25 protein-coding genes are annotated in these 26,687 nt (G+C 40.7%); 15 read left to right on the forward strand and 10 right to left on the reverse strand.

Going from position 1 to position 26,687, the window contains the following annotated elements; all coding sequences use genetic code 11:
- Positions 1–44 precede the first annotated feature (44 nt).
- The 4 genes from ACN6MY_RS07090 to ACN6MY_RS07105 are packed head-to-tail and all read right to left on the reverse strand — an operon-like array spanning position 45 to position 5,061.
- On the reverse strand, positions 45–1,238 hold the full coding sequence (locus ACN6MY_RS07090; RefSeq protein WP_419883338.1) for a YheC/YheD family protein: 1,194 nt from the start codon (positions 1,236–1,238) through the stop codon (positions 45–47).
- Positions 1,235–2,602 (reverse strand): YheC/YheD family protein, encoded by a 1,368-nt coding sequence (locus tag ACN6MY_RS07095; RefSeq protein WP_419883339.1) that lies wholly within the window; start codon positions 2,600–2,602, stop codon positions 1,235–1,237. The genes ACN6MY_RS07090 and ACN6MY_RS07095 overlap by 4 nt, the downstream gene beginning before the upstream one ends.
- Before the next feature lie 4 nt (positions 2,603–2,606).
- Positions 2,607–3,686 carry a YheC/YheD family protein gene (locus ACN6MY_RS07100; RefSeq protein ID WP_419883340.1) on the reverse strand — a complete coding sequence of 360 codons (1,080 nt, stop codon included), beginning with the start codon at positions 3,684–3,686 and terminating at the stop codon, positions 2,607–2,609.
- 13 nt (positions 3,687–3,699) lie between these two features.
- Positions 3,700–5,061: a YheC/YheD family protein gene (locus ACN6MY_RS07105; RefSeq protein WP_419883341.1), complete on the reverse strand. Its 1,362-nt coding sequence runs from the start codon at positions 5,059–5,061 to the stop codon at positions 3,700–3,702.
- A 435-nt stretch (positions 5,062–5,496) separates the two neighbouring features.
- On the opposite strand from ACN6MY_RS07105, the gene ACN6MY_RS07110 reads away from it, so the two are divergent.
- The 4 genes from ACN6MY_RS07110 to ACN6MY_RS07125 all read left to right on the forward strand — a co-directional run bounded on the left by ACN6MY_RS07110 (position 5,497) and on the right by ACN6MY_RS07125 (position 9,174).
- On the forward strand, positions 5,497–5,853 hold the full coding sequence (locus ACN6MY_RS07110) for a YlbF family regulator (protein ID WP_071352528.1): 357 nt from the start codon (positions 5,497–5,499) through the stop codon (positions 5,851–5,853).
- 170 nt (positions 5,854–6,023) lie between these two features.
- Positions 6,024–6,890, forward strand: coding sequence for a Cof-type HAD-IIB family hydrolase (locus ACN6MY_RS07115; RefSeq protein WP_419883342.1), 867 nt, complete (start codon positions 6,024–6,026; stop codon positions 6,888–6,890).
- A 109-nt stretch (positions 6,891–6,999) separates the two neighbouring features.
- Positions 7,000–7,242 carry a transcriptional regulator SplA domain-containing protein gene (locus tag ACN6MY_RS07120; protein WP_071352542.1) on the forward strand — a complete coding sequence of 81 codons (243 nt, stop codon included), beginning with the start codon at positions 7,000–7,002 and terminating at the stop codon, positions 7,240–7,242.
- Between the two features lie 417 nt (positions 7,243–7,659).
- Positions 7,660–9,174, forward strand: a complete 1,515-nt coding sequence (locus ACN6MY_RS07125; RefSeq protein ID WP_419883343.1) for a coproporphyrinogen III oxidase — start codon at positions 7,660–7,662, stop codon at positions 9,172–9,174.
- A 56-nt stretch (positions 9,175–9,230) separates the two neighbouring features.
- Here the strand turns inward: ACN6MY_RS07125 and ACN6MY_RS07130 are convergent, their stop codons facing one another.
- Positions 9,231–10,097 (reverse strand): dimethylarginine dimethylaminohydrolase family protein, encoded by an 867-nt coding sequence (locus ACN6MY_RS07130; protein ID WP_419883344.1) that lies wholly within the window; start codon positions 10,095–10,097, stop codon positions 9,231–9,233.
- Positions 10,098–10,424: 327 nt separating this feature from the next.
- Between ACN6MY_RS07130 and ACN6MY_RS07135 the strand changes: the two genes are divergently transcribed.
- Together ACN6MY_RS07135 and ACN6MY_RS07140 are read left to right on the forward strand one after the other, a co-directional pair.
- A complete protein-coding gene (locus ACN6MY_RS07135; RefSeq protein WP_419883345.1) occupies positions 10,425–12,047 on the forward strand; it encodes a long-chain fatty acid--CoA ligase in 1,623 nt (540 codons plus the stop codon).
- 98 nt (positions 12,048–12,145) lie between these two features.
- Entirely contained in the window at positions 12,146–12,946 is an 801-nt protein-coding gene (locus tag ACN6MY_RS07140) for an enoyl-CoA hydratase (protein ID WP_419883346.1), read from the forward strand.
- A 374-nt stretch (positions 12,947–13,320) separates the two neighbouring features.
- On the opposite strand, the gene ACN6MY_RS07145 is transcribed toward ACN6MY_RS07140, so the two are convergent.
- Positions 13,321–13,515: a YhzD family protein gene (locus ACN6MY_RS07145; protein WP_419883347.1), complete on the reverse strand. Its 195-nt coding sequence runs from the start codon at positions 13,513–13,515 to the stop codon at positions 13,321–13,323.
- A gap of 271 nt (positions 13,516–13,786) precedes the next feature.
- On the opposite strand from ACN6MY_RS07145, the gene ACN6MY_RS07150 reads away from it, so the two are divergent.
- From ACN6MY_RS07150 to ACN6MY_RS07180, 7 genes are all read left to right on the forward strand, one after another.
- Entirely contained in the window at positions 13,787–14,686 is a 900-nt protein-coding gene (locus ACN6MY_RS07150; RefSeq protein WP_419883348.1) for an ABC transporter ATP-binding protein, read from the forward strand.
- Complete coding sequence (locus ACN6MY_RS07155) at positions 14,679–15,926, forward strand: ABC transporter permease (RefSeq protein WP_419883349.1); 1,248 nt, start codon at positions 14,679–14,681, stop codon at positions 15,924–15,926. The genes ACN6MY_RS07150 and ACN6MY_RS07155 overlap by 8 nt, the downstream gene beginning before the upstream one ends.
- A 138-nt stretch (positions 15,927–16,064) precedes the next feature.
- Complete coding sequence (locus ACN6MY_RS07160; RefSeq protein ID WP_419883350.1) at positions 16,065–17,282, forward strand: metallophosphoesterase family protein; 1,218 nt, start codon at positions 16,065–16,067, stop codon at positions 17,280–17,282.
- Between the two features lie 20 nt (positions 17,283–17,302).
- Complete coding sequence (locus ACN6MY_RS07165; protein ID WP_419883351.1) at positions 17,303–20,293, forward strand: AAA family ATPase; 2,991 nt, start codon at positions 17,303–17,305, stop codon at positions 20,291–20,293.
- Positions 20,294–20,500: 207 nt separating this feature from the next.
- Positions 20,501–20,914, forward strand: coding sequence for a hypothetical protein (locus ACN6MY_RS07170; protein ID WP_419883352.1), 414 nt, complete (start codon positions 20,501–20,503; stop codon positions 20,912–20,914).
- A 620-nt stretch (positions 20,915–21,534) separates the two neighbouring features.
- The gene (yhaM, locus tag ACN6MY_RS07175; protein WP_419883353.1) at positions 21,535–22,473 is read left to right on the forward strand and encodes a 3'-5' exoribonuclease YhaM; all 939 of its coding nucleotides are present in this window, start codon (positions 21,535–21,537) and stop codon (positions 22,471–22,473) included.
- Between the two features lie 131 nt (positions 22,474–22,604).
- Positions 22,605–22,790, forward strand: a complete 186-nt coding sequence (locus tag ACN6MY_RS07180; RefSeq protein ID WP_071352516.1) for a sporulation YhaL family protein — start codon at positions 22,605–22,607, stop codon at positions 22,788–22,790.
- Between the two features lie 64 nt (positions 22,791–22,854).
- Here ACN6MY_RS07180 and ACN6MY_RS07185 read toward each other — a convergent pair whose 3' ends face one another.
- Positions 22,855–23,730, reverse strand: coding sequence for a peptidylprolyl isomerase (locus ACN6MY_RS07185; RefSeq protein ID WP_419883354.1), 876 nt, complete (start codon positions 23,728–23,730; stop codon positions 22,855–22,857).
- 425 nt (positions 23,731–24,155) lie between these two features.
- Here ACN6MY_RS07185 and ACN6MY_RS07190 point away from each other — a divergent pair, with 425 nt between their 5' ends.
- Positions 24,156–24,239 (forward strand): YjcZ family sporulation protein, encoded by an 84-nt coding sequence (locus tag ACN6MY_RS07190; RefSeq protein ID WP_083392217.1) that lies wholly within the window; start codon positions 24,156–24,158, stop codon positions 24,237–24,239.
- Between the two features lie 158 nt (positions 24,240–24,397).
- Here ACN6MY_RS07190 and ACN6MY_RS07195 read toward each other — a convergent pair whose 3' ends face one another.
- Positions 24,398–24,577 carry a hypothetical protein gene (locus ACN6MY_RS07195; RefSeq protein ID WP_071352540.1) on the reverse strand — a complete coding sequence of 60 codons (180 nt, stop codon included), beginning with the start codon at positions 24,575–24,577 and terminating at the stop codon, positions 24,398–24,400.
- A 456-nt stretch (positions 24,578–25,033) separates the two neighbouring features.
- On the opposite strand from ACN6MY_RS07195, the gene ACN6MY_RS07200 reads away from it, so the two are divergent.
- A complete protein-coding gene (locus tag ACN6MY_RS07200; protein WP_419883355.1) occupies positions 25,034–25,363 on the forward strand; it encodes a DUF1878 family protein in 330 nt (109 codons plus the stop codon).
- 3 nt (positions 25,364–25,366) lie between these two features.
- Here the strand turns inward: ACN6MY_RS07200 and ACN6MY_RS07205 are convergent, their stop codons facing one another.
- Positions 25,367–25,945 carry an HTH-type transcriptional regulator Hpr gene (locus ACN6MY_RS07205; RefSeq protein WP_419883356.1) on the reverse strand — a complete coding sequence of 193 codons (579 nt, stop codon included), beginning with the start codon at positions 25,943–25,945 and terminating at the stop codon, positions 25,367–25,369.
- 221 nt (positions 25,946–26,166) lie between these two features.
- Positions 26,167–26,529, reverse strand: a complete 363-nt coding sequence (locus ACN6MY_RS07210; protein WP_419883357.1) for a YtxH domain-containing protein — start codon at positions 26,527–26,529, stop codon at positions 26,167–26,169.
- Between the last annotated feature and the right edge of the window lie 158 nt (positions 26,530–26,687).

The following is a 26,687-nucleotide window of genomic DNA, read 5'->3' on the forward strand; positions in this document are numbered from 1 at the left end:
TTACCTCAAGTATAATGGAAAAATGGGAAGCTGCGATAGTTCAATTATCGCTGGCACTTAGAAATATCTTTAAATAGGGAGCTTAACTGCTTGAGCCGTTTCTTTTCAATCGCTGTTTCATCGAATTGCATGGGCTTTGAATTGACTTCATATAAGTATATATTTCCTGTCTCATCTTCACCAAGGTCCATAGAAAATTCTCCAAAAAAACCAAAATGCTCTGATAATATTGGTCCGCACCTCTGTGCAATATCTTGGATTGTCGTATCAAGCTTAGCCGTCTGCAGCAATTTATAAGGATATAGCTTGCCGCCGTTTGGCACATGTGTCGTAATTTCTTGGGATTGGGACATACGGACAGCTTTGCCGCTGATCGTATAAACTCCAAAGCTGTAATGCACCAGCACCCGAAAATCGTATCGGTGGCCATCAATTTTTTTCGACATGATGGCTTGCTGGGCAAGATAGTTTTTCTTTTTAAACTGTCTTGAATAGTGTTTCCAAAAGGCTTCGAAATTTTCAAAAGATGTACTGTAATGAGGTTCTTTGGCCGTAATGCATCCATCATGATGCAGAGCAGCGAGAAAAATCCCGCTTCCTTTATTGCCTTTTTTGGGTTTCAGATAGATGGTTTTATGGTTTTCGATAAACTTTTGAAGCCTTACTTCGCTGCCAGCCATGATTGTATCCGGTAAAAAACATCGCAATGCGGGATCTTTGCTGAATGTTGTATGCATCTCATACTTATCAAGGAAGCAAGGATTAAACATGACAATGGATTGGGAATCAAACGATTCTTTAACCTTTTTAAAGCGGGAAGTTGCCTCGATGGAGCGGGAAGGTATGCGGTTATAAACAATATCAGGCAGCGGAACTTGAACTTCCTCCCATTTTCCTGTATGGGGTACAATGATATATCCTTTCTTGTTTTTTAATAAGACATCTTCAATTGTCATAACAAAGGAAAAAATCCCTTCTTCAGCAAGATACTTATGAAGCTCGCAGAATAAGGGGACATTTCCTCCAATACCGGTCTCATGTTTATTGTTTTTGCAGGTTAAGATTCCGATGGATAGTACATTAGTTTTTTTGAAGGGCACAACATGGACCGGATAATTTTCTGCACTGTCAATGTGCTCACTATAAAGGATCTCAGCAGAACCCTTGTTGAAATATAGCTTTTGATCTCCTTCCTGGTGAAGCCAGGCCCTTTTTTCAGGAACATAATAGATGTTCATTCCCTGGTGCCTGCGGAATTTGTAAAATATTGTTCAGCCAGATAAACGGCGTAATCCAGGCTCAGCTTGCGTGTGAGCAGTTCGAATTCCTTTAATTTTGGATGAGAGAAGATGGACCGGCCTGGTTTCGAATTTGCTTCAAACATCCAGATTCGGCCTTTTTTATCGATTCCGAGATCAAAACCAATCTCCGCAATGATGCCATCCAAATGCTGCTCAATACAATCGCTGAGGACTAGTGCGGCATATGAGAGCTTTTCCTGTACTTCCTGAGATATTTGCGGATTTTCAAAGAGCTCATCGACTGTCCTGACTTCTCCTCCATTTTTCACATGTGTGGTTACACTTCCTTCACCGCCCACTTTAGCTGCAATAGCGGTAACCTGCCAGGCTCCATGCTGGTCTTTATTCGTATGGACACGAAAATCTATTGCCCGGTTATTGGATCTAAGAAGGGAAATGCCTTGCTGGATAATCAGATTTTGTACTTTTTTGCTTTTAAAAACATGATCAAACATAGATTCAAGAGAAGGAAAACGCTGGAGCTTATTTTCTTTTTCGTCGTTTTTATAGCGGCAATAGTAAGCATTGCTGTGTTTATCAAAAAGGATTTGATGTATGCCAAGCCCAAGGCTGCCATGGACGGGCTTTATGAAGACCTGCCTGTATTTAGAAAGCAAGGCTTCAATGGCAGATAAAGATTGAAAAGGATACGTTTCCGGAAGATACGGAATGGCCCGCTGGTCATCTGTCAGCCTCTGATAGATATCCCATTTATTGAAAAAACCAGGATTGTACCAGGGAATCATGTACTCCTCCTGGAATTTCCTTTTGACTTCCTTAGGTCCTGATTTGTTTTCAGTTTTTCTATTTGGCAGCCGGTCATAAACCACATCGGGTAAGGGAAACTCCATGACACTCCATTGATTATCTTGAAAGATATAGCCTTTAGTGCATTCCCTTTCCCAGTCTATTTGATTTTCTCCAAACACGAACGGAATGCATCCTGTCGTTTCATTCAAAGAAAGAAGCCTGGAAAAGAACTGCGATCGTTCCCCCAGCGGTTTATTGATGAATGTAGTGAAGCCAGATGTGAAAATGCCCACAAGCGGCCCGATATGGATGCTGTTTCCGTATACAAAAAGATGAAGAGGAGCAGTGGTTTCGGGAAATTGAAGGGATTCAGCCAAAGACTCTGATAGGATTATCGATTGCCTTTTGAATGGGCTTGGCTTTACTTCAGCGTATTGGCGGTTTTTCCCAAAACAGATTTGTTCGATATTATCCAGATTTCCCAGCTGGGATGGATATAAAAAGGTGTGACTCTTCATGACGACTATTTCTGCAGGATAGGTTTTTTTCATTTATTCATTCACCTGCTTTCATTTTTTCTGCAGTCCGGGCCAGATACCCGGAGTACACGACAGGTGCTTCGTACAGGGCTTTCACTTTTTCCGGGTAAAGCTTTTCAATAATTTTTCTGCCGGGTTTTGAGTTAATATCCAAAATCCATACCTGACCTTTTTTGTCTATGCCAAGATCCAGGCCTATTTCAAACAGCCTTTGGAAGTTTGCTTCCAATTCTCCTGGCAGCTGAGTGATAATCGTCTGGATTTTTTGTTCATATTGATCCTGCAGCGAGGGGGGGATGGTCATATTAAAGGTTTGAAAGGCTTCGGCTTTTCCGCCGGATGCAAGATTTGCAGTTATGGATTCCTTCATTCCCGTTCGTATTCCTCTTCCTATTTCTTCCCAGTCATTCTCTTTGTTTTTTTGAAGAAGAATCCGGACATCAAAAGGTTCATTATTTTCATTTGACAGTTCAAGATAAGGCTGGACAAGGAGGGTGTATTTTCTCATTATGGAATCAAGCCAGAAAAGGCTGTCTCTCTTAGTTTCAATCAGTCTGTCATATCTTTTTCCTTCTTTGTTCATTGATACGTTAATTCCTTCTGCTGTCTGCTCCAAAAGATAAATTCCTGCACCTCTTGATCCGAATTCTGGTTTGATTATCACTTTTTTATAGGTTTCAAGGCTCCTCCAGATGTCTCCTGGTCCATACGCTTTTTCAGTAGGAGGCAGAAAGGCGGACAGGCGCGGGTGGTTCTTTAAAGAATCATAGACATCCTTCTTTCCCGGAAGGCCATAGCCAAGGAATTCAGATACTTCCTTTAGCCAGCTGATGTTCTGCCTTGCTCGTGTCTTGGACCGTGAAAGACCATGAAAGCTGCGGTCATATACATAGGCAGGAGGCGGGAAAAGGGCAGGAAGCCACCTGTCTTCGCTGTGAACATACGATTCACCTTGTATCATTCCGGAATTCGCATCAATACCTTCTGGGCAGAATTTCACAATTTTCACCTGAAGATTTTTTGCGCTTTTGGCAATTTCGGAAAAGTATTTCTGTTCCTTGGATATATGGGATGTTAAAATTCCAAGTGATAGCATAAGGCATCTCCTTTCAGGTTTCAGGTAATTCTCCCTTAGTGCACAGGTAATTCATATACTCAATGACCGACTTCACTGAGGGACGGAACTTTTCATAATTTCCCTGGAATTTTTTTGATGGCTTAGAATTCACTTCAATGATCCATGGATGGCTTTCGGTATCAAGGGCAAGGTCTATGCCCAGTTCACCGAAAAGATCTTCCCGGCTGTCAGAAAGTGTATTAGCTGTCTTGAGAGCAATTTCCTTCAGTATTCTGCACAGCCTTCTCGCTTCTGTTTGTTCGAATATGGAAGTTAAAAATTCCATGCCATTTTTCATTTCTCCGCCTCTTGAGAGATTGGAAACGATATGCCCGGCATAACCAATTCGTGCTACCATGGAAGTCACTTTCCACATGCCACGTTTATTTTTATTCATAAGAACCCTGAAATCGACTTTTTTATCATCAATTTCAAGCAGTGAAATCCCTTTTTGAACAATATAAGAAGCTTTCCTGCTGATTTTACTAAGCATGCGAAATAATTCTTCAGCTTCTGCCAAATAAGTATCCTTAATGCCGTCTGAATGCTCAACAACCCATCCTTCTTCAGTTTTTGAAAGCTTAATGATGTTTTTGCCCTGGCTTCCGAAGGCAGGTTTGACATATACATTGGAAAAGTCCCGCAGAAAGGATGCAAAGCTTTCTTCCTCCTTTAAAGGAATGCTGTCAGGTAGATTCGGAAGCAGGTCTGCGTTAGAACTCAAAAGATCATGAACCTCCCATTTTGAAAGGAAACAGCCGTTAAACATTGGAATTCTCCTCTTTTTAAGCTGATCGGAAAAATCCTGGAACAGGGCAGAGCGTTCAAGCTTCCTCGATCCTATCCTGTTATATACGGCATCAGGCAAAGGGAATTGGAAGCTCTCCCATTTGCCGTTGAACCAATATCCTTCCAATGTTTCTCCATGGGTTATTTTTTGAAGCTTTACTGCATAAAAGGGATATCCATGTTCCTTGCAATATTCGGCCATTTCTTTCAGAAAATCTCCATATTCTCCAAAGGGTTCTGGCCCGCTGCTTGAGGAACTGGTAAGAATGGCTAAATAAGGCCCAATTGAAAGAGTCTTTTCTTTCGGGCAGTAAGCCATTTGAACAGGAAAGCCGAAAGGAGGCAAACAAAGAATCTGAGCAGAGTTTTCGGATATTATGACAGTGCTGCTGCTGCGAGATAATGAGCGGACTGTTAATGTTGCTTTTTTGCAGCCGGCTAGAAAGTTCAATGAATCCCCCTCTTGAATTTCCCAGTGTTTAAGCAATTTATTATCAATGAAAATAACTGATGAATACTGGTTTTTGACGAAATGCATGGTCACTTTGCAGTAAATTGCCTTCATTGTCATTCCCCGTTCGTGCAAGGCTTAATGTTTATAAAAGAGAATATTAGCTGTTACTTGCATGATATGCCCATATTCGGCGGAAAGTGTTTGACTTATGCAATTCATTATTTTTAAGGAATGAATCTTCATTAATTTTAAACATATTAAGGCGGGGTAAAGAATATTTTAAAAGGGTGAATGCAGAGAGCAGAAAATCCTTTAATCATGCATCAGAAATATATAAGGGATTTAAGTGTAATTGCAGCTCTGTTTTGTTATAGTTGAAAAGATATGGCATGCCAAAGCATTTCCGGGAGCATTTACCTGCCCGCAAGCATTCGCTTAGGAGTCAGGAAGGATGATGCTTGCAAGGTGTGCCCAGTTCATCCAGCGGACCAGCAGTACGGGAAGAGACCCCTGCTGCACGAAGCTTTACTATTAGGAGGGAAAAATATGAGTGGAAATTTATATGATGTAGCATACGAAATGGAAAGAGCTATCCGCAACAGTAAGGAGTATGCGGATTTGCGCAGCCTGTATGACCAGGTAAACGCAGATCCTTCCGCACGGGGAATGTTTGATAACTTCCGCCAGCTTCAAATGGGACTGCAGCAAAAGCAGATGATGGGACAGGAAATTACCCAGGAGGAAGTGGATCAGGCACAGAAAACTGTAGCACTTGTACAGCAGCATCCAGCCATTTCCCGTTTAATGGAAAGTGAACAAAGAATGAGCATGGTAATTGCGGAATTAAATAAAATTATCATGAAGCCATTAGAAGACTTATATGGAATGCCTGAACAGGGATAATAAAGAATGCTTGCTCTGCCGTTTACTCCGGCAGGGCATTTTTTTATACTGGCAGAAATTATTAGGCATAGCTGCTTCCAGAAGTATTGTTGCATGGCTGTCACTTGAGTTCTAATATCTGGTTATTCTTCATAAGTTGGAATAGGACACTACAGATAGGAGAGATCAGCATGGTATATCGTTTACTGGCAGTCAATATCGACGGAACCTTGCTTCAATCTAATGGCCGTCTAAATAAATTAACCAAAGAAGCGATTGAATATGTCCATCATAAAGGCGTCACTGTAACGCTCGTAACTTCCAGAAGCTTTCATTCGGCTAAAAAGGTTGCCAAGGCTTTAAAAATAGATCCCATGATAATTGCACACCATGGAGGATATATAGGCACAGCTTCAGGGAAGCCTGTTTTTGTTAAAAGAATACCAGAAAAGCTGACATTGGAGATTGTTCAGCTGCTTGAAAAAACATCTTGCCAAATCTCACTTGTCCATGAAAAATATATGCTGGGAAACAGGGTGGATTTGCCGGAAAATCTGCTTGGGAAGGCTGTACTGCATCATAATGAGCAAAATTTTTACTCGCAAAGCTTTGTTGATTCGATCAGCGGGGAATTAAACAATCACCCTATTTCCCCAACAAAAATCACAGCATTGTTTCATAATGAACGTGATAAGAGGGACATCATGAAGCTAATCAGGGAGCTCTTCCCTGAAGTGATGCTTTCAGGACACAATGATCAGGGATTAACCATTCTTCCCAAGGGTGTATCCAAATGGAATGGGATTTTATATCTGGCCGAACAGCTTGGTGTCAAGAGAAACGAAATCGTTGCAATAGGCGACGAATACGATGATCTGGAAATGATTGAAAGAAGCGGACTTGGAGTTGCTATGGGCAATGCGCCTGCTGAAGTTAAAATCGCTGCTAAATGGGTTACCAGGACCAATGATGAAAACGGAGTGGCATATATGCTCAAGGAATTTTTCAGAAAACAGCATCCTCTAGAGTTTTTAGAAAAAATGAACATGCTTAAATAATGTAAAGAGGCTTCCTGCGATTGCGCAAGAAGTCTTTTCTTTGTGGATGCCTCATAATAATATCATTTAAAAGGCAGACTAAAAAAAACAGCCCGAGAGGATGAAGAAAATGGATACGATAGATCCTAAAGATGTAAAAGCTGGAGATGAGGTGTATGTGATTTACAATAATCCGCATACTCCGAGTGTTTCGAATGTGCGTGCCGCAGAGATTGTGCAGCATCCTAAAGATCCAGATGCAGTAGCATTATTTCTTAATGAAACTTTCCATGTAATTGAAGACGACGATGCGCTGTTCAGCTCAGAAGAAGCAGCTGAGCGGGCATACAGCGAACATTTTTTGACTGAATAGCACGAGCTGCTGGCCGTTTCCTGAGATGGAGACGGCTTTTACTGTCCGTTTTATGCAAAGGCTCTTTTCTTAAAGATTGTTGTTTTTTATTGTGTTATGTGAGGCGATCTCATTGTTAAGCCAGGCTGATTGGAGCGTAAGGTGCGAGACTCCTGCGGGATTAACGGGAAGGTGAGACCCCGCAGGCGCAGCAGAGGAGGCTCACCGCCTGCCCCGCGGAAAGCGAGCATCCTGGAGAGGAAATCAGCCACCTTGTTCCATAGCAGCAAAGTTTACGAAAATAGCTTATGCAAAAAAGGCAATCAATCAGTGTTTGTTCTTCATTCATTTGTGAGATTGACCGCAGGATGCCAATTGGTTACACTTATAGTGGTATTTTTGAAAGTATAAAAATCAGCATACAGATGGGTGATTATCTTGCATATAGAAATAACAGGGATAGAAGATGAGCGGTTCCACAGGCCACTTCAAAATATAGCCAATTTATTTTTTGAAGAATCCAATGTAAAATTGGGGGGCCATTCTTCAGGAGACCTTCACATACACATGACCTGGAGTGCTTCAGAACATATTGCTGCATCTGCCATCCTGACGGAAAAAGCATCTCAAAAAACCTTTAAAGCGAGCCATCAAGAAGCATCGATGCTGCATGGCAATGAAAAGGAGCTTTTTAAACAGGTAAAAAGAGCTGTGTCACATGTTTATCTTGAAGTACTTCAGGAGCTTACCGGTATAAATCAGAAATGGGGCATATTAACTGGTATAAGGCCAACAAAGCTGCTGCATAAAAAGCTGCAGCAGGGGATGGATGAACATATTGCCCATCAGGAGCTGAGGCAGGATTATCTGATTTCGGATGAAAAAATAAATTTGATGCAATCCATTGTCTCCCGTCAATTAGCGGTTGTCCCGGATCTATATCAATTAAAGGATGAAGTAAGCATTTATATAGGCATTCCGTTTTGCCCGACTAAATGCGCGTATTGCACGTTTCCGGCTTATGCGATAAACGGGAGGCAGGGCTCTGTCACTTCTTTCCTTGGCGGGCTTCATTATGAAATAAAGGAAATTGGTAAGTGGCTGAAGAAAAAGGATATTAAAATCACCTCCATTTATTATGGCGGGGGTACTCCGACAAGCATTACGGCTGAAGAAATGGATATGCTGTATGAAGAAATGTATGCCTCATTTCCTGATACAGAGAATGTGAGAGAAGTAACGGTTGAAGCAGGGCGGCCAGATACAATTACCCCTGAAAAATTAGAAGTCATGAAAAAATGGAACATCGATAGGATCAGCGTGAACCCCCAGTCTTATATTCAGGAGACTTTAAAAGCAATCGGTCGGCATCATACCGTTGAAGAAACCATTGATAAATTCCATCTTTCCAGAAATATGGGAATGAATAATATCAATATGGACTTGATTATTGGACTTCCCGGGGAAGAGCTGCCGGAGTTTCAAACAACGCTTTCGGAAACAGAAAAGCTTATGCCGGAATCCCTGACTGTCCATACACTATCTTTTAAACGGGCTTCCGAGATGACAAGGCATAAAAACAAATATAAAGTGGCCTCAAGAGAAGAAGTGGAAAAAATGATGGCAGCAGCTGAAGAGTGGACAGCGGGACATGGGTATCACCCGTATTATCTGTACCGCCAAAAAAATATCCTTGGCAACCTGGAGAATGTAGGATATTCCATTCCAGGACAGGAAAGCATCTACAATATTATGATTATGGAAGAGCAGCAGTCAATTATTGGCCTTGGCTGCGGGGCTGCCTCAAAATTCCTGCATCCTGTTACAGGAAAAATCGAACATTTTGCAAATCCCAAAGATCCTAAATCTTATAATGACAACTTTGTTTCTTACACAAATAAGAAAATTGAGATATTAGAGGAATTGTTTGCGAAAAGCGGTAATGGACAATGAGATAAAAAAAGGCAGCCTGAAAGGGGAACATGTCCCGTTCAGGCTGCCTTTTTTCTCTATGCTTGGGCTGGTTCACGGAATAATGGCATGGTACAGCAGCGGAAGGAGCCTCCAGATTTAATAATTTCCGTAATATCTACCTCGATGACTTCATATCCGCGCCTGCGAAGCTCTTTATTTACGTTTTTATTGACAGGCAAGCTCAGCACCTTTTTATTTCCGATGGAGAGGACATTCGTTCCGAGCGTAAACTGCTCTTCTTCGGAAATTTCAATTAAATCATACCTCTTTGACAGATGTTCTCTTTCGGTCTTGCTGATTACATTAGGAAAAATAATCGCTTCATCCGGAGACAAAACATTAAAAACACAATCCAGATGCAAGTATTTGGCTGCAAATGGAACAGGCATGACTTCTTTTCCGGGAAGAAGTGATTGCAGATGGCGGATAGACGCCTCATGCGTTCTATTCGATACTCCGACATAAATTGTATTGCGGTCAACCACTACATCTCCGCCTTCAATGCGCTCTTTGGTCAAGTTATGATATTGCACGCGGCGGTCTTGAAGCCATGATTGAAGGATGGTTTCTTCACCCTGACGAATTGGGCTTGCCATTTCTGCAACAAAAACGGTGTCTCCGATTGTAAATCCGATATCCCTTGTGAACACCTGCTCAGGATAGGCAGAAAGCGACGGCAGCTTAATCACATTAATGCCCTGTGACTCCATCACTTCAACAAACTCATTATGCTGTTTCATGGCACGTTCGATATGGATATTTTCATTTTTAAAATGCTTTTGTGTTTCATTGATTACTTCCCGGATGCTCATGTACTGCGGTTCGCAGACGATTACTTCCTTCAATGTATCATACTCGCTGGCACAAAATGCCTTAGCTTCATTTTGAGGCGCATTTATCATAATTATCCCCCTGAATATTCATTTATTTATCTTTTTCCCTTTTTTCTATAACTCTATGTAATAAAGCCGCTGTTTTTTAGCCCCAAAAACTTGCCAGTTGTTTTCAGAGCCACTGACCCTGCACTCCAATCAACTAAAAAATCAGCCATGAACTTTGCCAAAACTTTTTACAAAACTTATTTAGGTATAATACCCTTTCAAAATTATGTGAAAACCAGAAAATCATCGATTTATTTTTTAAATAACGGGATGGTTGAAGGTATTTGCAATTGATAATCGAACCTATTAATGAGAAATATTACCTAAAAACTCCGGGAGGTTTTGTATATGATGAATACACCTTTAACCATGCCGCAAATGATGGAAAGGGCAGAGAGGTATTTTCCTTCAAAAGAGGTGGTTTCAAGGACAGAAAGCGGGACACAAACATTTACATATGCACAAATTGCCCAAAGGACCCGCAGGCTTTCAAGCGTCTTGGAGCGGCTGGGGCTAAAACAAGGGGAGAGGGTAGGCACGCTTGCGTGGAATCATCACAGACATCTCGAAGCCTATTTTGCCATCCCATGTTACGGAGCAGTCCTGCACACCATCAATCTCAGGCTTTCCCCCCAGCATATTTCATTCATCATCAATAACGCCGAGGATCAGCTTCTTCTTATTGATCCGGATGTAATACCCCTGCTTGAAAAAATCCAGCATGAGCTGAAAACCGTCCAGGGATATATTATTATGACGGATGCTGAGAATCTTCCGGAGACTAGCCTTTTCCCTGTTTATCATTATGAGAAGCTGCTTGGGGAGGGAGACCCGGAATTTTCTTTCAGGCATGATTTGGATGAAAATTCGCCCGCAGGCATGTGCTATACATCCGCTACAACAGGAAATCCAAAGGGTGTGCAATATTCGCACCGGGGAATCGTCCTTCACAGCATGGCCCTTGGACTGGCTGACAGCACGGCAATAAGTGAGAGGGATACAGCCATGCCTGTTGTGCCTATGTTTCATGTGAATGCCTGGGGCCTTCCTTTTGCAGGTGTATGGTTTGGAGCGAAGCTTGTCCTTCCCGGCCCCTACTTCACACCGCAAATTCTTTGCGAGCTGATTCAATCTCAAAAAGTAACCATCTCTGCAGGTGTGCCGACCATCTGGATGGGCTTATTGAAAGAGCTGTCTGAAAAGCAATATGATACGAGCAGCCTGCGGGCAGTTTTATGCGGAGGATCTGCTGCCCCAAAAAGCATGATAGAAGCCTTTGAAAAAAAACATGGAATTCCCTTTTTGCATGCTTATGGAATGACAGAAACGAGTCCTCTGGTATTTGTTTCTTCCATTAAAAGCTATCACGATAACCTGCCGGAAGAAGAACGCTATGAAATCAAGGCAAAGCAGGGAATGGCGGTGCCTGGTGTGGAAATAAAATTACTCGGTCAGAATGGTGAAGTAAAGGCGGATGGCCGGGAGATGGGCGAGCTTCTTATCAGAGGCCCATGGATTGCGGATGAGTATTATCGGGATGAGCGGTCCGGACAGGCATTTAAGGATGGATGGCTATACACCGGGGACGTGGCGACGATTGACCAGGAAGGTTATGTGAAGATTGTGGACCGGACAAAGGACCTGATCAAGAGCGGAGGAGAATGGATTTCGTCTGTAGATCTGGAAAACGCTCTGATGGCCCATGATGCTATATTTGAAGCGGCTGTAATAGCAGTCCCGCATGAAAGATGGCAGGAAAGGCCGGTTGCATGTGTTGTTTTGAAAGATAAATATAAAAATGAGATTTCAAAAGAAGAGATCATTGAATTTCTGAGGCCTGGCTTTGCCAAGTGGTGGCTGCCGGATGATGTAATATTTATGGATGAAATACCAAAAACCTCAGTAGGGAAATTTCTTAAAATGGCTTTAAGGGACTCATTGCAGGACAAATATCTGAATTCCGGAAAATAGCGTTAAACCTGCAATTCTGATATTTCTGTTTTTTGCTTTTAATTTGTTTCAGGGAACATGTATAATAGACTCATAGTTAACAAAGGAGGCAGGGTACATTGGTATATGAAACAACTTCAGCAGAGCAAAAAACGGTACTGGTAGCATACTCCGGCCGGACAGCAACCGTAGAATTGAACCGTCCGGACGCTATGAATGCAATGAATCTGGAAATGCTTCAGGAACTAGTCAGCATCCTGAAAGAGATTACAGTCAATGAAGATGTCGATATCGTCATTTTGCGCGGAAAAGGGAAAGCGTTTTCAGCGGGCGGAGATATCAAAATGATGCTTTCTTCATCAAATGAGAATGAGTTCCATTGTGTCATGGATTGCATCAGTGAACTGGTTTCGGTCCTGTATTTCATGCCGAAGCTTGTAATATGTGCGATTCATGGTGCTGCAGCAGGGCTCGGCCTAAGCGTTGCCCTTGCAGCCGATTATATAATTGCTGATCCCGAGAGCAAGATTGCCATGAATTTTATTGGCATCGGACTCATTCCTGATGGAGGGGGACATTTCTTCCTTGAACGAAGATTGGGAGAAGTAAAAGCAAAAGAACTGATTTGGGAAGGAAAGGTTATGGATGCCCGCCAGGCCCTCGAAAAAGGCCTGATCCATGAAGTCGCAGGTGAAACACTGGACAAGACAGCAGAGAGAAAACGGCAGGAGTGGCTTGGCAGCCCTATTCAGGCTATGATTAAAACAAAAAAAATTCTCAGTGAAAATAACAGGCCAACGCTATTGAAAATCTTAGAACTCGAAAAAAATGCCCAGCTGAAAATGAGAAAAACGAATGACCACAAAGAAGGCGTCAAGGCATTTCTGGAAAAACGAAAACCTAAGTTTACAGGGAAATAAAGATATAAATATTTGAGAGGTATGTTTTGTTTGCGCTTTCTTTTGCGAGCGGAATGCCTTTCAAGACTTCAAAGCGGGATTGGAGTGAGTTTTGCTCTTATAAGATGTTTCGGCCACAGAAGGCAAAAAGCGCCAGCTGTGGCCGAAATCCTATTTGCTTAGGTCCCCAAAATGGGGGTCACAAAGACGTTGCCGCAGGACGCGGCGTTTCTTAGTCTTTGATCCTATAAACAGGCGCTTTCGCTTTTTTTGAATCCAGCTGCAGCACCTAGCCCCTCGAGGTCATAAGTCACCTAAGAATTGAAGGCAAAAAGCGCCTTCTATTCTTAGGCGCCTTATGCTGGTCGGGGCTGAACAGGCGCTTTCGCTTTTTTTTATCGGTGGAATAGTATTAGTTTTCCTGTTGGCGAGGTGCAGCGGTGTGTTTGTTCTAAGAGCTTTTTTTCTTTTAATAAAGATTCACCTGATATTTTTGCCTGCTGATCATTTTCCGCGCTAATGGATTCATCGAGAAGTTTTTCTCCAGAAGCAGCAAATGCTGTTACTTTATAGACTTTGCCCATCATCATTCTCCTTCTATTCATACTCAAACAAACATAGCTTTTGAACGGTCTTTCAAGTTGTTTCTTATCCCGCTTTAGCTGGCAGCAAAGCCCTCCTGATGGAAGTTTTACTTTATTATTATTTTTACATAATATTCAATCTTTTGTAAAGATTTAATCTTTCATAGAATATATATAATTTGTCCTTGAAGCAGCTTGATGAATGACCTATGATTAATGAGATTGCTAATTAATTCCAAATGATATTTTGGTAATTAGAGAGAAGGAGGAATGAAGTTTGGCATTGCAAATTAATCATGTTACGAAGCGTTTTGGGGAATTTACAGCAGTGGACTCCCTGGACTTTACAATTCCTGAGAAGGAGATGTTCGGTTTTTTAGGTGCGAATGGAGCAGGGAAGACCACTACGTTCCGGATGATCCTTGGACTATTGAATCCGACAGAAGGCCAAATACTCTGGAATGGAAATAAAATTGGCTATTCTTCCAGTTCGGCTATAGGCTATTTGCCGGAAGAGCGGGGACTTTACCCTAAGCTTAAGGTGCGCGAACAGATTGTTTATCTCGCAAGGCTGAGAGGGATGAATAAGCATGATGCGCTGACTGAGCTTGAATATTGGCTCAATCGATTTAAGGTGCCTGAATACCTGGATAAGAAGGTGGAGGATCTTTCCAAGGGCAATCAGCAGAAAATCCAGCTTATTGCTTCTGTTATACATAAACCGTCATTGCTTATATTAGATGAGCCGTTTAGCGGCCTGGATCCAGTGAATGTAGAAATGCTAAAGGACGCAGTCATTGAGCTTCGCGACAGAGGAACGACTATTGTATTCTCCAGCCATAGAATGGAGCATGTAGAGGAAATGTGCGAGCACTTGTGTATTATGCATAGAGGAAAACCAGTCGTCTCAGGAAAACTAAGAGATATTAAACGGTCCTTTGGCAAAAAGAATGTTGCCATCCATGCTGATTTTGATTTGAGCTTTTTGGACGGCTACGAGGGTGTAACAAAAGTGAAGACAGTGACAGAAGGAAGGATCGTGCAGGTTACAGGTGAGGATATTGCCCAAAATATCCTTCAGGATCTTGTTCCCAGAGGATTTGTCAGGAAATTCGAGCTTGAAGAACCTTCCTTAAATGATATTTTCATAGAAAGGGTAGGTGCTGAATATGAATAAATTCTGGATTGTTTTATTCCATACATACCTCACGAAGCTAAGAACAAAATCCTTCATAATTTCTACCATTGTTATGCTTCTATTGACCATCGGGCTTACGAATCTCCCAAGATTACTGGACCTATTCGATAAAAAAGACAGCGATGTGATAGGAGTCATCGACCTTAAGGGAAGTTTATATGAACCATTCAAGGCACAAGTTAACGCCGTCAATCATGATTTGAAGCTGAAGGTGATTGAAGATGAGACAAAAGCCAAAAAACTTGTGGCTGATAAAAAACTGACAGGCTTTATCATTCTTGATCAAGATGCTTCAAATATGCCTCAAGGATTTTATAAAGCAAATTCCCTGTCGGATTCATCTATAAGCAATGATTTGTCTGCAGCCCTTACAGGAGTGAAAAGTAATCTGGCAGCAAGGGAATTGAAGCTTACTCCTCAGCAAATAGCAAATATAAGTTCACCGGCAGGTTTCAAAAAGACAGCACTGGAGAAGGATGCAAAAACAGAGGAAGAATTGAATCAGGCCAGAGGGCTTGTTTATATCCTGCTGTTTGTTATTTACTTCAGCGTGCTGATGTACTCGAATATGATTGCAATGGAAGTTGCAACAGAAAAGACGTCAAGAGTCATGGAAATCTTAATTTCTAGCGTTTCGCCTGTTCAGCAGATGTTTGCAAAAATTATTGGAATTGCCCTGCTGAGCATTACACAGATGATTTTGTTTTTTGGAGTGGGGTATTTCTTCATCAAACAAAATCTTGGAGATCTTAATGGGGGATTCTTTTCGTTCTTTGGATTCGGCAGCACAAATATTTCTACGGTCATATACGCTGTCATTTTCGTTTTGCTTGGGTACTTTCTATATGCTACACTTGCTGCGTTTTTAGGGTCAATGGTAAGCAGGATAGAGGATGTCCAGCAAATGACATTTCCAATGACCATTCTTGTGGTGATTGCGTTTATGATTGCTATGTCGGGGCTTAATAATCCATCTGCAAGTTATGTGACCGTTACATCTTTTATACCATTTTTCAGCCCGATGATCATGTTCTTAAGGGTGGGCATGATTTCCGTGCCTTTTTGGCAGGTTGCTGTAAGCATTCTTATCCTGATCGTTTCGATTGCCGTTCTTGCGATTTTTGGAGGACGGGTTTATCGCGGGGGAGTTCTTATGTATGGAAGCTCTAAATCTCTAAAAGATATCAAAAAGGCCATTCAGATAACAAAAAATACGTAAGCCAAAAAAGGATCCCTCCACAGGTGATCCTTTTTTTAGCGAAGATGAAAGGCTCCATTCATCTCTAATTATTTATGGGAAAGTATGTTCTGTTTATGCTAAAATGGTTAAAAAGAATTCTTTGAAAGAGGGATGCTCATGGGCAGGATCGTATTTTTGCATGCAGCTGATCTTCACCTGGATAGCCCTTATTCAGGCTTGAAAATGCTGCCGGCAGCTATACTTGAAAAAGTAAGAGAAAGTGCTTTTCAGTCGTTTCAAGGTATGATTGATGCCGCGATAAGGCATGAGGCGGATTTTATTTTGCTGGCTGGTGATTTATATGATGGAGAAAATAGAAGTTTACGCACTCAGGTGCGGTTCAGGTCTGAGATGGAAAGGCTTAAAAAAAATGGGATATCAGCCTATATCATCCATGGAAATCACGATCATTTGGGAGGTTCCTGGATACAGGTCGAATATCCGGAAAATGTACATGTTTTTGCAGGTAATACGGAAATGAAAATTCACATAGCAAAAGATCGCACTGCCGTTTCCATATATGGATGCAGTTACTCAAAACGGCATGTTCCGGAAAAAATTGTTGATACATACCAGAAAATCCAGGGTGCTGATTATCATATAGGAATGCTGCATGGAAATCTTGAAGGATCAAGCGGGCATAGTCCATATGCACCTTTTAGTTTAACAAATCTTGAGGAAAAAGATTTTGATTACTGGGCGCTTGGACACATTCATAAACGGATGGTGATATCAAAAAACCCCTTGGCTATATATCCCGGCAGCGTGCAAGGCAGAAACAGAAAAGAAACGGGTAAGAAGGGCTGTTATCTGATTAGAATGGAGGGCGAAGCAAGATCATATTCCTTTATTGAAACATCTCATTTGAACTGGGAGTCTGCTAAGGTTTATATAGGAGAAGACGATAACTTCGATAGTTTATTGAAGTCATGCCGGGCCCTTATTGAAGAAAAAAGGTCGTCTGGCAGGAACGTGCTGCTGGATTTGGTGCTGGAGCCAACCTGCTCTGCGGCAGAAATCATGTTAAAAGATGAAATTGTGACTGGTCTGACAGACATCTTGCAGGAAGGCGAAGAAGATATGCAGCCATTCATCTGGACAGCTGGCATACAGGTAAAGGAAACACAGCGTGCGGATTCTTTATCATTGAATTCTCCTTTTCTTGCTGAGCTCATGAAATCAGAACCTGATGAAGACGATTTTGAAAAAGCCCTTGAACAGCTTTTTAAGCATAGGCATGCAAGACGATATCTGGAATATCCCGATAAAGAAGAAAGGCAAAACCTGCTGGAGGATTCAAGAAGGCTTCTTCAGCAAATATTGTATTCTACATGACTTAAGGGCGGGTGAAAGTTTTGGAGATAAAAGAATTACATGTTTATGGGTATGGAAGGCTTGAAAATGTTCATTTTGATAACATGGAACAGCTTCAGATTTTCTATGGAGAAAACGAAACCGGGAAATCCACCATTATGTCATTTATCCATAGTATATTATTCGGTTTTCCTACAAGGGTCCAAAATGAGCTTCGCTATGAACCTAAGCTTCATGCGAAATATGGCGGAATGCTTACGCTTCAAACTAAAGAATATGGAGCAGTCAGAATTGAACGTGTGAAAGGAAAAGCAGCAGGAGATGTTTCCCTTATCTTTGAAGATGGCCAGCCGGGCGGTGAATCAGAGTTAAGGGACGTTTTGCAGGGAATTGACAAGAACTTCTTTTTATCCGTTTTTTCTTTTGGCTTGGATGGCCTTCAAGGCCTTCATACACTAACAGAAGGAACAATCGGAAAGTATCTTTTGTCGGCAGGATTAATCGGGAACGACAAGCTGATGGAGGCAGAGGCCAGACTCCAAAGCGAACTGGATGCGAGATTTAAGCCATCGGGCCAAAAACCCTTTATGAATGTAAGGCTTGAAAAGCTCAGGCTGCTTCAAACACAGCTTAAGAAGGCTGATGCAGACCAATCTGAATATGAGAAGCTCTTACTTAGGCAAAAAGACGGGGTACAGGAACTCGCGGCAGTGCAAAGCGAAATAAAAACTGAAGAAAACCAGCTTATGCAAATCGGGGAGTTCCTAAGATTGAAACCGCTCGCAAAAGAAAAGGGAATGTATGAAACCAGATTATCGGAGCTTGGGAATTCTCCGTTTCCGGCCGATGGGCTGAAGCTGCTGGATCAGTTTAATGGAAGGCTGATGCCTTTGAAAGCTCAAATTTCTTCACTTCTTGAGAAAGCTGGGGAAAACCAAAAGAAAGCTGCCGCAATGGAAGTCCACCCCTTTTTAAGCAGCAATCGAGAGCATATTGAATTTGATATTCAATCATCCTCCCTCCTTGAAAAATTGATTATTGATCAAAATAAAATGCAGCAGCTGCTTGAACGGAAAGAGGGGGATGTGCAGCGAATGAAAAGAGCTGTATCACTGCCGCTTCAAGAAGCCGAAATTCTTCAGCTGGATACAAGCATTTTTGCCAAAGAACGGATTAAATTCTTAGAAAAAGAAAGACAGCGCCTGAGAAACCAAAAGGAACATCTGGATAGCAGTTATAAGGAAGAAAAGGAGAGGCTTGAAGCTGCAGAAGACAGGATCAGAGTACTTAAGCAAAGAGCCATGCCTCCTGAAAAAAGAAAAGAACTGGAAAATGAACACAGGAAAATGAATCAAGACTACCTGGAAGGCCAAAAGACACTTTTGGATGAACAAATATCTGAGCTGCAGAATAAATACCATGAAGAAGAAGCAGCTGTTAACAGAAAGAAAAGCAGGAACCGCTTTGTCTCCCTCTTTTCATTTATGCTTTTGATTTCTCTTGCACTATACAGCTTTTTCCGGGATTCACTGTTTCCTGCTATATCTTTTGTATCAATTGGGGTGCTGATCAGCATTTTTCCGTTGTTTTTCAAAAGTGCCAATAAGCTTTCGGCACTAACAAACCAGCTGAAAGAAGCTAATAGGAAAAGGGAGGAATTTGAAAGAAAAACGACTGGAACAGAAAGTGAAGCTAGGCACCTCACCCGGCTTCTTGATCAGGAGCGGGAGCTGCAAACGCTCCTGGAGGGGGAAAAGTATTCTTACAGGGAAAGGGAAAGATCATTTGATGAAATTATTAATGAATATGAAATGTGGGAAAGAGATTGGAAGCTTATTTCTGAGAAGTTGTGGAGGTTTGTCAGTCAATGGAATATTCCACAGCAAATTGATTCGATTTCTTTAGATGAAGCTTTAAATTCCATTGAACAATTAAAGGATGCCATTGAAGAAAAAGATGCAATACACCGTCAGCTAACTGATATGACTAATGAAATTGAAGCAAGGAAGAAGAGGCTTTTAAAACACGCAGAGGCTTGCGGGCTTACTCCCGCAAATTGGCAGGATGCAATAATTGCGTTAAAACATGCTTTGAATGACCATAACGAAAAGACAGGATTGATCAGGCAGCTTCAGACAGAGCACAGTAAGATCAATGATGAGCTGGATCTTCTTTACGCCAAGCAGCATTACCTCGAACAGGAAATAAGGAAACTGCTGCAGGCTGCACTGGCGGAGAGTGAAGAAGAATTCAGGCAAAAAGCAAGTATTGCTCAAGAAATCTCTGAGCTGCGAAAAAAGCATGAATGGATATGCATTCAGCTTCAGCAGTCTAATGTGTCTTCAGAGATGCTTGAAGAATATATGGAAAAAGGCATCAATGTTTACAGCCAGGAGTCATTGGAGGCAAAAAGAAAAACAGATATCAAGAAGCAGTCTCTTCTCCTGGAAACTCTTTCAGATATAAAGCATAGCATCAAAATGCTTGAGGAAGGAGGAACATATGAACATTTGCTTCATAGCTTTCACGAAGAAAAGGCAGCATTCAGAGAAGAGGCGAGAGTCTGGGCTAAATACTCACTGGCCAAAAGGATTCTTGATGGAACCATTGAAAGCTTTAAAAGAGAGCGGCTGCCTAAAGTGCTGCTTACTGCAGGAGGATTTCTGGAAATTCTGACAGAAGGTTCTTATGTCAAGCTCATAATGAATGAAAAAGAAGACAATCTCCTGTTAAGAAGATATGATGGCGTATTGTTTAAGGCGGAAGAGGTAAGCCGGGGCACGGCCGAAGGAGTGTATGTTTCCCTGAGGCTCGCCCTGGCGGAGTATATATTTAGAGAAGATCCTTTTCCTCTTATTATTGATGACAGCTTTGTGAATTTTGATGCCAGGAGAACACGGACCATGGTGAAGCTGCTCAGGAAAATTTCAACTGAGCGGCAAATTATCTTTTTCACATGCCATGACCATCTGCTTAAGGAGTTTGAAAACATTGATATAATTACTTTAACAAAAGAAAAAGCAGTAAATTAACAAAAAGAAACCGGAGCAAGCTGTATCCTTGTTCCGGCTTCTTTTTGGCTTTTGGTGAGTATTTTGAACTATATACAAAACAGAACCAAAAGAATAAACTGTTTTACTAGAATAATTTAAAGATTAATTTAGAATCAAGTCTTAAAAAACTGCCAATAATCATATTATATAGAGATTGACTATTTTTTTGTAAAGAGAGTGAACGTATTGAATCTATATTCTTTTATTACCCAGCACGATTCAACATTAAACCTGATTATAGAACAAGAATTTCCCGATAAGCGCTGTGTGGGAGGAAAATACTCACTGGAAACTCATAGTATTACTTTATTTCAGCGAGATATCCAAATACAGTGTAAAAGAGCACTGGGATCACTGGATAGGCTGCAGGAATATTCCTTAATTGTTTGTTCACACGAACTTGGCCATGCCTTGGATAAGACCCTCCCGGATTTAAGTGAAGAATTAGCCTTAACGGGGAATCTGGATATCTTATACAAAATTGAAGTGAACGCATGGAATATTGCTGAGAAGCTGATTCCTTTCACCTCCCGCGAATTATTTTTGAAAATCAGGGAAGAGTCTCTTTTCCATTGCAGAAAAAGACCGCTTGTCAGCTGATTTATACCATTCGCCGCCTGCAGATATCCTTTTGCGGGTTTTTTCTTTTGTAAGCACATCTTTGATCTTTAGGCTCTTTTCCTATTTAAAGGAGTCTGTAAGGAGCTCCCGTTGTTAAATCAGGTTGATTGGGGCTAAGGTGCGAGACTTCTGCGGGATTAGAGGCTCATCATCGCCCGCCCCGCAGAAAGCGAGCAGCCTGGAACGGAAATCAGCCACCTTGTTCCATAGCATCAAAGTTTACGAATATAGCCTTGATTTATCGATAATTGGAAGATGGAGCTAAAAAGAGTGTTAAAGGCATGTCAGGAAAGGGATTTGGACTACATGGATTCACCGGCTGGGCAGATTGCCTTCCTTAGCTTTAGAAACCTTCGATTAAAACTTTTAGCTTCAGCTGGCTGTAACAGATGTTAGGATGTAGGGCATGTGGGATGTGAAATTGCTATCAAATGTCTTTTGCTGAGGCTTTATTATAGTGCATATAATGACCTTTTCAGCGGTGCATTCCTGGTTGAACCCATTTTTTGCAGCAGGGAGAAATCAATCATCTGAAAAAGGTTTTATAAAGCTCCGTATGATATAATATTTATACTTAAATCATACGGAGGTACCTTTACATGCAAAACGGAATTATACACTACGGCATTGGTGAATCGATAGATACATATATGTATATAAAAACAAGCACAAAGGCTGTTGCGAGCAACGGCAAACCTTTCCTGACGCTTATCCTTACCGATAAAACAGGGGAAATAGAAGCAAAGCTGTGGGATGTTTCTGAGGATGATGAAAGAAACTACTCTGCGGAAAGAGCTGTTAAGATACAAGGCGAAATCCAAAATTATCGCGGAAGAAGCCAATTGAAAATACGCAATATCCGGTTAATTACAGACCTGGATGGGATTAAAACTTCTGATTTGATCCAAACTGCACCGCTTAGCCAGGAAGAGATGATGGATAAAATAACTAAATATATATTTGAAATGACCAATCCTAATATTCAGCGCATCACAAGGCACTTGCTGAAGAAATTTCAAAATGAATTCCTCACGTATCCTGCTGCCACTAAAAATCACCATGAATTTATGTCCGGTTTAGCATTTCATGTCGTCTCAATGCTGGATTTAGCTAAAGCAATCGCTGGACTTTATCCTAAACTTGATAAAGACTTACTGTATGCAGGTGTTATTCTTCATGACCTGGGCAAAGTCATTGAACTTTCCGGCCCGGTATCGACAGCATATACGGTGGAAGGCAATTTGCTGGGCCATATTACTATCATGGTCAATGAACTGGGGAAGGCAGCCGATGAACTGGGCATTGATACTGAGGAAATTATGATTCTTAAACATATGGTGCTTTCACACCATGGTAAGGCGGAATGGGGCAGCCCGAAACCTCCCCTTGTCCGCGAAGCAGAGATATTGCATTATATAGATAATATCGACGCTAAAATCAATATGATGGACAGGGCACTCGAGAAGGTGAAACCCGGTGAATTTACGGAAAGGGTATTTGCCCTGGAAAACCGTTCCTTTTATAAACCTTCTTACTGAAGCAGTCCCTGAAAATATATAAATCTGTCTTATTGCTTGTTAATTTACAGATATCAGCATGCATAAACCTGTCCGGGGAGGCATATTCTCTATTAAGATTAATGGGACAGCTTCCCGAAAGGAGAAAGAATATGCCATTTTGGATATGGATTATATTTGCGGGAATTATTGTAAGTGCAATTATGGCTGTTTACACGGCAAAGCAGGACAGGAAACTGGAAAATGATTGGATTGAAAAAGAAGGCCAGAAATATATAGACAGGATGAAGCTCGAGAAAGAAAAAAGAAAAGACGATGATATACAGCAAGGAGCATAAAAAACATCCCGGCGTAATGGCCGGGATGTTTTTTATGCTATTGCAGTCCTGGAAAGTTCCGGGATTATTGCCCTGCAGCTGGAGCAGCTGCAGGCTGTTTAAGGGCATCCTTGAGATCTTTATCCTTAATCTCTACATCAGAAGCCTTAATTTCTTTATTGATTTTCTTTTGGACTTGAGCTTGGTCAAGTTTGGAAACTTTTAAATCATACTCAAGCTTTTTCTTCATATCTTTATATGGTTTCTTTGCCTTTTTATCTAGGAGCTGGATAATGTGATATCCATTTTGTGATTTAACCGGTCCGGAAATTTCACCTTTTTTCAATGCATACGTAGCATTTTCGAATTCAGGAACCATTTGTCCTGCACCAAACCATCCTAAATCTCCACCTTTGGAAGCAGAGCCTGGATCTTGTGAGTATTTCTTGGCAAGGTCTTCGAATTTTTCGCCTTTATCCAGCTTTTGTTTAATTTCTTTTGCTGTTTTTTCATCTTTAAGCAAAATGTGTCTTGCGTGAACCTGCGGCTTAAGCTTATCGTAGGATGCTTTTACTTCTTTATCAGTAACCTTTACATCCTCAGCTGCAGCTTTTTCTTGAAGCATGCCGATTTTCATTGAACGTTTAAGATCAGCTTCGCTTTTATAGCCGGACTGTGCAAGCGCGGCTGCGAAATTATCACCCATTTGATCTTTAAGTTCTTTAAGCTTGGCATTGACCTCAGAATCAGAAACTTTATATTTTTTTGAAAGGACCTTTTCATAAACTAATTCCTGAAGAACTTGGTTTCCATATCTGTCTTTCAAAGTATTGTAAAGATCTTCTTTTGAGATATCTCCAGCCTTGGTTTTAACAACCGCTTCAGAGTCGCCTCCGCTGCTGCAAGCAGTTAGTCCAAGAAGGCCGGCTGTTACCGCAAGGGATAATACCAATTTCCTCATAAAAAACAACTCCTGTTAATAAATTCGTGGCTGCTTTGTAAATCCACAAATCCTACTATAACATAAATTGGTTTCATTACAAAAAATAATATGGTTTTTCCCGATTGAATTTATTGAAAATAGGCAAATATCTAGTCAATTTATTACTGCCTACATATGATAAGCCGTGGGAATAAAAGGGGTACCACAATGGGGATTTTTAGGCAGCTGTTTTACATTTGGTTTTTGATCTGACGGGCAATAAAATCAAGTGAAAGCATTTTTTACAGTGCAAGTCAATAGCCCACTCTTTTCAACCAAATGCTGAATAGGATATGGTAATCGCATATTAAATGCTTTCCAGGAATGCAGGCTTGCCTGGTAAGAAAACGATATTATGCGGGGTATAGCCTATTCACTTCTTTTATTGGAAAGGAGGAAACATAATGTCCGGAGGATACGGTGGAGGTTTTGCTTTAATTGTAGTCCTTTTCATCCTTTTGATCATCATCGGATGTTCTTGCCTATAATAAGAGCTTAAATAAATAATAAAGGTGAAGCCTTATTGGGCTTCACCTTTTATAGTTGTATACGAACAGCCAAATTTTCATTAAATTCGGGAGAACTTTGAAAGGATTATGTATGAAAAAGTTACCGGATGTATACATTTGTAAATTTGTGCGGCAGATTAAGTAAAGGATATTTCAATATAAGACGATAAAAGCAATATGGTAATTAATATATTGATAGTCCTGAATACTTTAGGCTGGCGGTCTTCAGGAATTTCTTTTTGAAGACATAGAGAATTGGTCATTTTGTTGATATTGTATAATATTACGGCGGAGAAGAGAATAAACCATAAAACAATCACTCCTGAATCCCTCCTTGCAAACATTCATGTATAATAACGATACCAAATTCCCCGCAAAAAAGATAGCCTAAAAACTTCAGCAGCGCGTACCTGGCTGGAGCTTTCGATATTTGTAGAAAAGTAACACCATGCAGATTTTCGCGTAATAAAACTGGGACAATGTACTGTTTTTGCATGAAACCCAGCAAAAGGTGTTTATCTCTTTAAGGGTAAAAAGCAGTTTAAATGGAAAGGGCCGCCTTTTGGGAAAATGCGGCTGCAGGTGGAGCATTTTTTTAGGATTTAAGAAAGGTAAATAGTGTAATAGTATTCAAAAAAGATATAATAAGGTGAGAGGGTCTGAAGCCGGGTGTAAAACGGCCCGGATAAGCTGCTTTAACAGCTCATATAAAATGAAACTGTAATTATACATAGGAAAAATCAGTTATGCGTATTGTATCCGGAGGAAAACATATGGGAAATCTTGAAAAAGAAATAGAGACATTAAAATATCATAACCAGCTGCTGCTGAATATCATAAAAAATCCTAAAGCCAGTCTGGATTTCCTTTATGTAGAGAAAAATATTACTCTAGCTGAAGCAAAAAGAGTAAATCAAATTTGTGAAGAATTGAACAAGCAATATCAAATAGAAAAAGCGGAAGGATATATGAATTTTCAACCGCTTCTTGGCCAATTAAAAAGGGAGCTGAATCCGAAGCTATCACTTAAGGAATTTATGGAAGCATGTATGACTCAAGGAGAGTTCATTTCATTGATGTCTGCATTATCCAAGAGTCAGTGATCCTTAAACAGGTTCTTTTTCTGCTTCACTCTTCTTTTTTTGAATTTTACCTTCTTCTTCTGTAAACTGATTGTCAATATTGGCAAACGAGCGTTCAAAAATACCAATGAAATCCTCGCCATAAATATTTTTGATTACGGCCATCATTTCAATCATATCAGGAAATTTCCCATACAAGTCACGAAGGGGGAGTGCCCCTGTAAAAGCTGCATTGTTGCCGGGATCATAGGTTTCCATCAATTCCAATAGAATCGTTTCACCCTTTTCGGTGATCTTGATGTAGGTGTTTCGCTTATCATGTTCTTTTTTTGAAAACTCCAGTAAACTGCGTTCTTCTAATTTTTTTGAAAAATTAAATGCTGTAGATACATGCATAACACCGAATTTTGCAACATCAGAAATGGATGCGCCGTTCAAATGATAAGCAATCCATAATATATGATGTTCATTAATATTTAAGTCATAGGGTTTGATCCATTGCTGCCAATCTTTTTCGATTGATTTCCATAGTGCTTTGCTGAGCTGTGCAATCCTTTGACTGAAAATTAGCGCTTCTTTCATAGAATAATTTTTATCCTGCATGTCCTTACTCACCTACTTATAAGAATTCTCTATATTTATTATGACAATAAAGTAAAAATTAATAAAGATAAAATTTGCTAAATTTTTAGAAATTTTCAGTTTTTTTAATTCTGTTTTGCTGAAAATATCGTTTTTTACTTTGGGAAATGGAAATGCAGCTTCACGAAGTAAAAGAACCGGAGCGGGAAAAACAGGCATAGGCCTGCTGCTCCGGTTTTTTCTTATTTTGCAGGAGCTCCAGCGGTTTCCTCTAATTCCTGAATAGAAGACTCTATTTCCTGGATGCCTTTTGTCAGCTCTTCTTTATGAGGTTCAATGTCCTCTTTCCATCCTTGAATCAGCAGCTTTACATCTGCAATGAATGCTTTGATGGACTCTTTGCTTACTTTAGAAGCGTTTACGGTTTCATTTTTTATATCCATGATCCGTGCTTTAAGCTCCTGGATTGACAATGAAATCTCTTCCTTGCCTGCACTGATTTTTCCGCGGACTTCTTTTCCTGAAGCTGGAGTTGTCAGGATTACAGCAGCACCTGCGACAATGGTTCCTGTCACAAATCCGAACAATAATGATTTAGCCTTCATTGTATATCACCTCGTTTTTTCTTATCTAATTGATTTCGATGAAAAAAGACAAATCCCTTCTATAAATGAAAACATTAATTGGTAATTAAAAAAGTTTTTAATAAACTTGAGTGTTTTTCTTAATTTACCATAATTTTCTTATGCGGGGAAGTGTAACT

The organism is Peribacillus sp. B-H-3, assembly GCF_048572925.1.
In the GTDB taxonomy this organism is placed as follows: domain Bacteria; phylum Bacillota; class Bacilli; order Bacillales; family DSM-1321; genus Peribacillus.

What these genes read in the sequence shown, in the direction of transcription:
- ACN6MY_RS07110 (WP_071352528.1), top strand. Translation starts at nt 5,497, where the DNA reads ATGAGTGGAAATTTATATGATGTAGCATACGAAATGGAAAGAGCTATC.
- ACN6MY_RS07155 (WP_419883349.1), top strand. Translation starts at nt 14,679, where the DNA reads ATGAATAAATTCTGGATTGTTTTATTCCATACATACCTCACGAAGCTA.
- ACN6MY_RS07145 (WP_419883347.1), bottom strand. Translation starts at nt 13,515, where the DNA reads ATGATGATGGGCAAAGTCTATAAAGTAACAGCATTTGCTGCTTCTGGA.
- ACN6MY_RS07130 (WP_419883344.1), bottom strand. Translation starts at nt 10,097, where the DNA reads ATGATAAATGCGCCTCAAAATGAAGCTAAGGCATTTTGTGCCAGCGAG.
- ACN6MY_RS07190 (WP_083392217.1), top strand. Translation starts at nt 24,156, where the DNA reads ATGTCCGGAGGATACGGTGGAGGTTTTGCTTTAATTGTAGTCCTTTTC.
- ACN6MY_RS07180 (WP_071352516.1), top strand. Translation starts at nt 22,605, where the DNA reads ATGCCATTTTGGATATGGATTATATTTGCGGGAATTATTGTAAGTGCA.
- yhaM (WP_419883353.1), top strand. Translation starts at nt 21,535, where the DNA reads ATGCAAAACGGAATTATACACTACGGCATTGGTGAATCGATAGATACA.
- ACN6MY_RS07090 (WP_419883338.1), bottom strand. Translation starts at nt 1,238, where the DNA reads ATGAACATCTATTATGTTCCTGAAAAAAGGGCCTGGCTTCACCAGGAA.
- ACN6MY_RS07200 (WP_419883355.1), top strand. Translation starts at nt 25,034, where the DNA reads ATGGGAAATCTTGAAAAAGAAATAGAGACATTAAAATATCATAACCAG.
- ACN6MY_RS07120 (WP_071352542.1), top strand. Translation starts at nt 7,000, where the DNA reads ATGGATACGATAGATCCTAAAGATGTAAAAGCTGGAGATGAGGTGTAT.
- ACN6MY_RS07210 (WP_419883357.1), bottom strand. Translation starts at nt 26,529, where the DNA reads ATGAAGGCTAAATCATTATTGTTCGGATTTGTGACAGGAACCATTGTC.
- ACN6MY_RS07105 (WP_419883341.1), bottom strand. Translation starts at nt 5,061, where the DNA reads ATGAAGGCAATTTACTGCAAAGTGACCATGCATTTCGTCAAAAACCAG.
- ACN6MY_RS07095 (WP_419883339.1), bottom strand. Translation starts at nt 2,602, where the DNA reads ATGAAAAAAACCTATCCTGCAGAAATAGTCGTCATGAAGAGTCACACC.
- ACN6MY_RS07160 (WP_419883350.1), top strand. Translation starts at nt 16,065, where the DNA reads ATGGGCAGGATCGTATTTTTGCATGCAGCTGATCTTCACCTGGATAGC.
- ACN6MY_RS07100 (WP_419883340.1), bottom strand. Translation starts at nt 3,686, where the DNA reads ATGCTATCACTTGGAATTTTAACATCCCATATATCCAAGGAACAGAAA.
- ACN6MY_RS07115 (WP_419883342.1), top strand. Translation starts at nt 6,024, where the DNA reads ATGGTATATCGTTTACTGGCAGTCAATATCGACGGAACCTTGCTTCAA.
- ACN6MY_RS07205 (WP_419883356.1), bottom strand. Translation starts at nt 25,945, where the DNA reads ATGCAGGATAAAAATTATTCTATGAAAGAAGCGCTAATTTTCAGTCAA.
- ACN6MY_RS07135 (WP_419883345.1), top strand. Translation starts at nt 10,425, where the DNA reads ATGATGAATACACCTTTAACCATGCCGCAAATGATGGAAAGGGCAGAG.
- ACN6MY_RS07185 (WP_419883354.1), bottom strand. Translation starts at nt 23,730, where the DNA reads ATGAGGAAATTGGTATTATCCCTTGCGGTAACAGCCGGCCTTCTTGGA.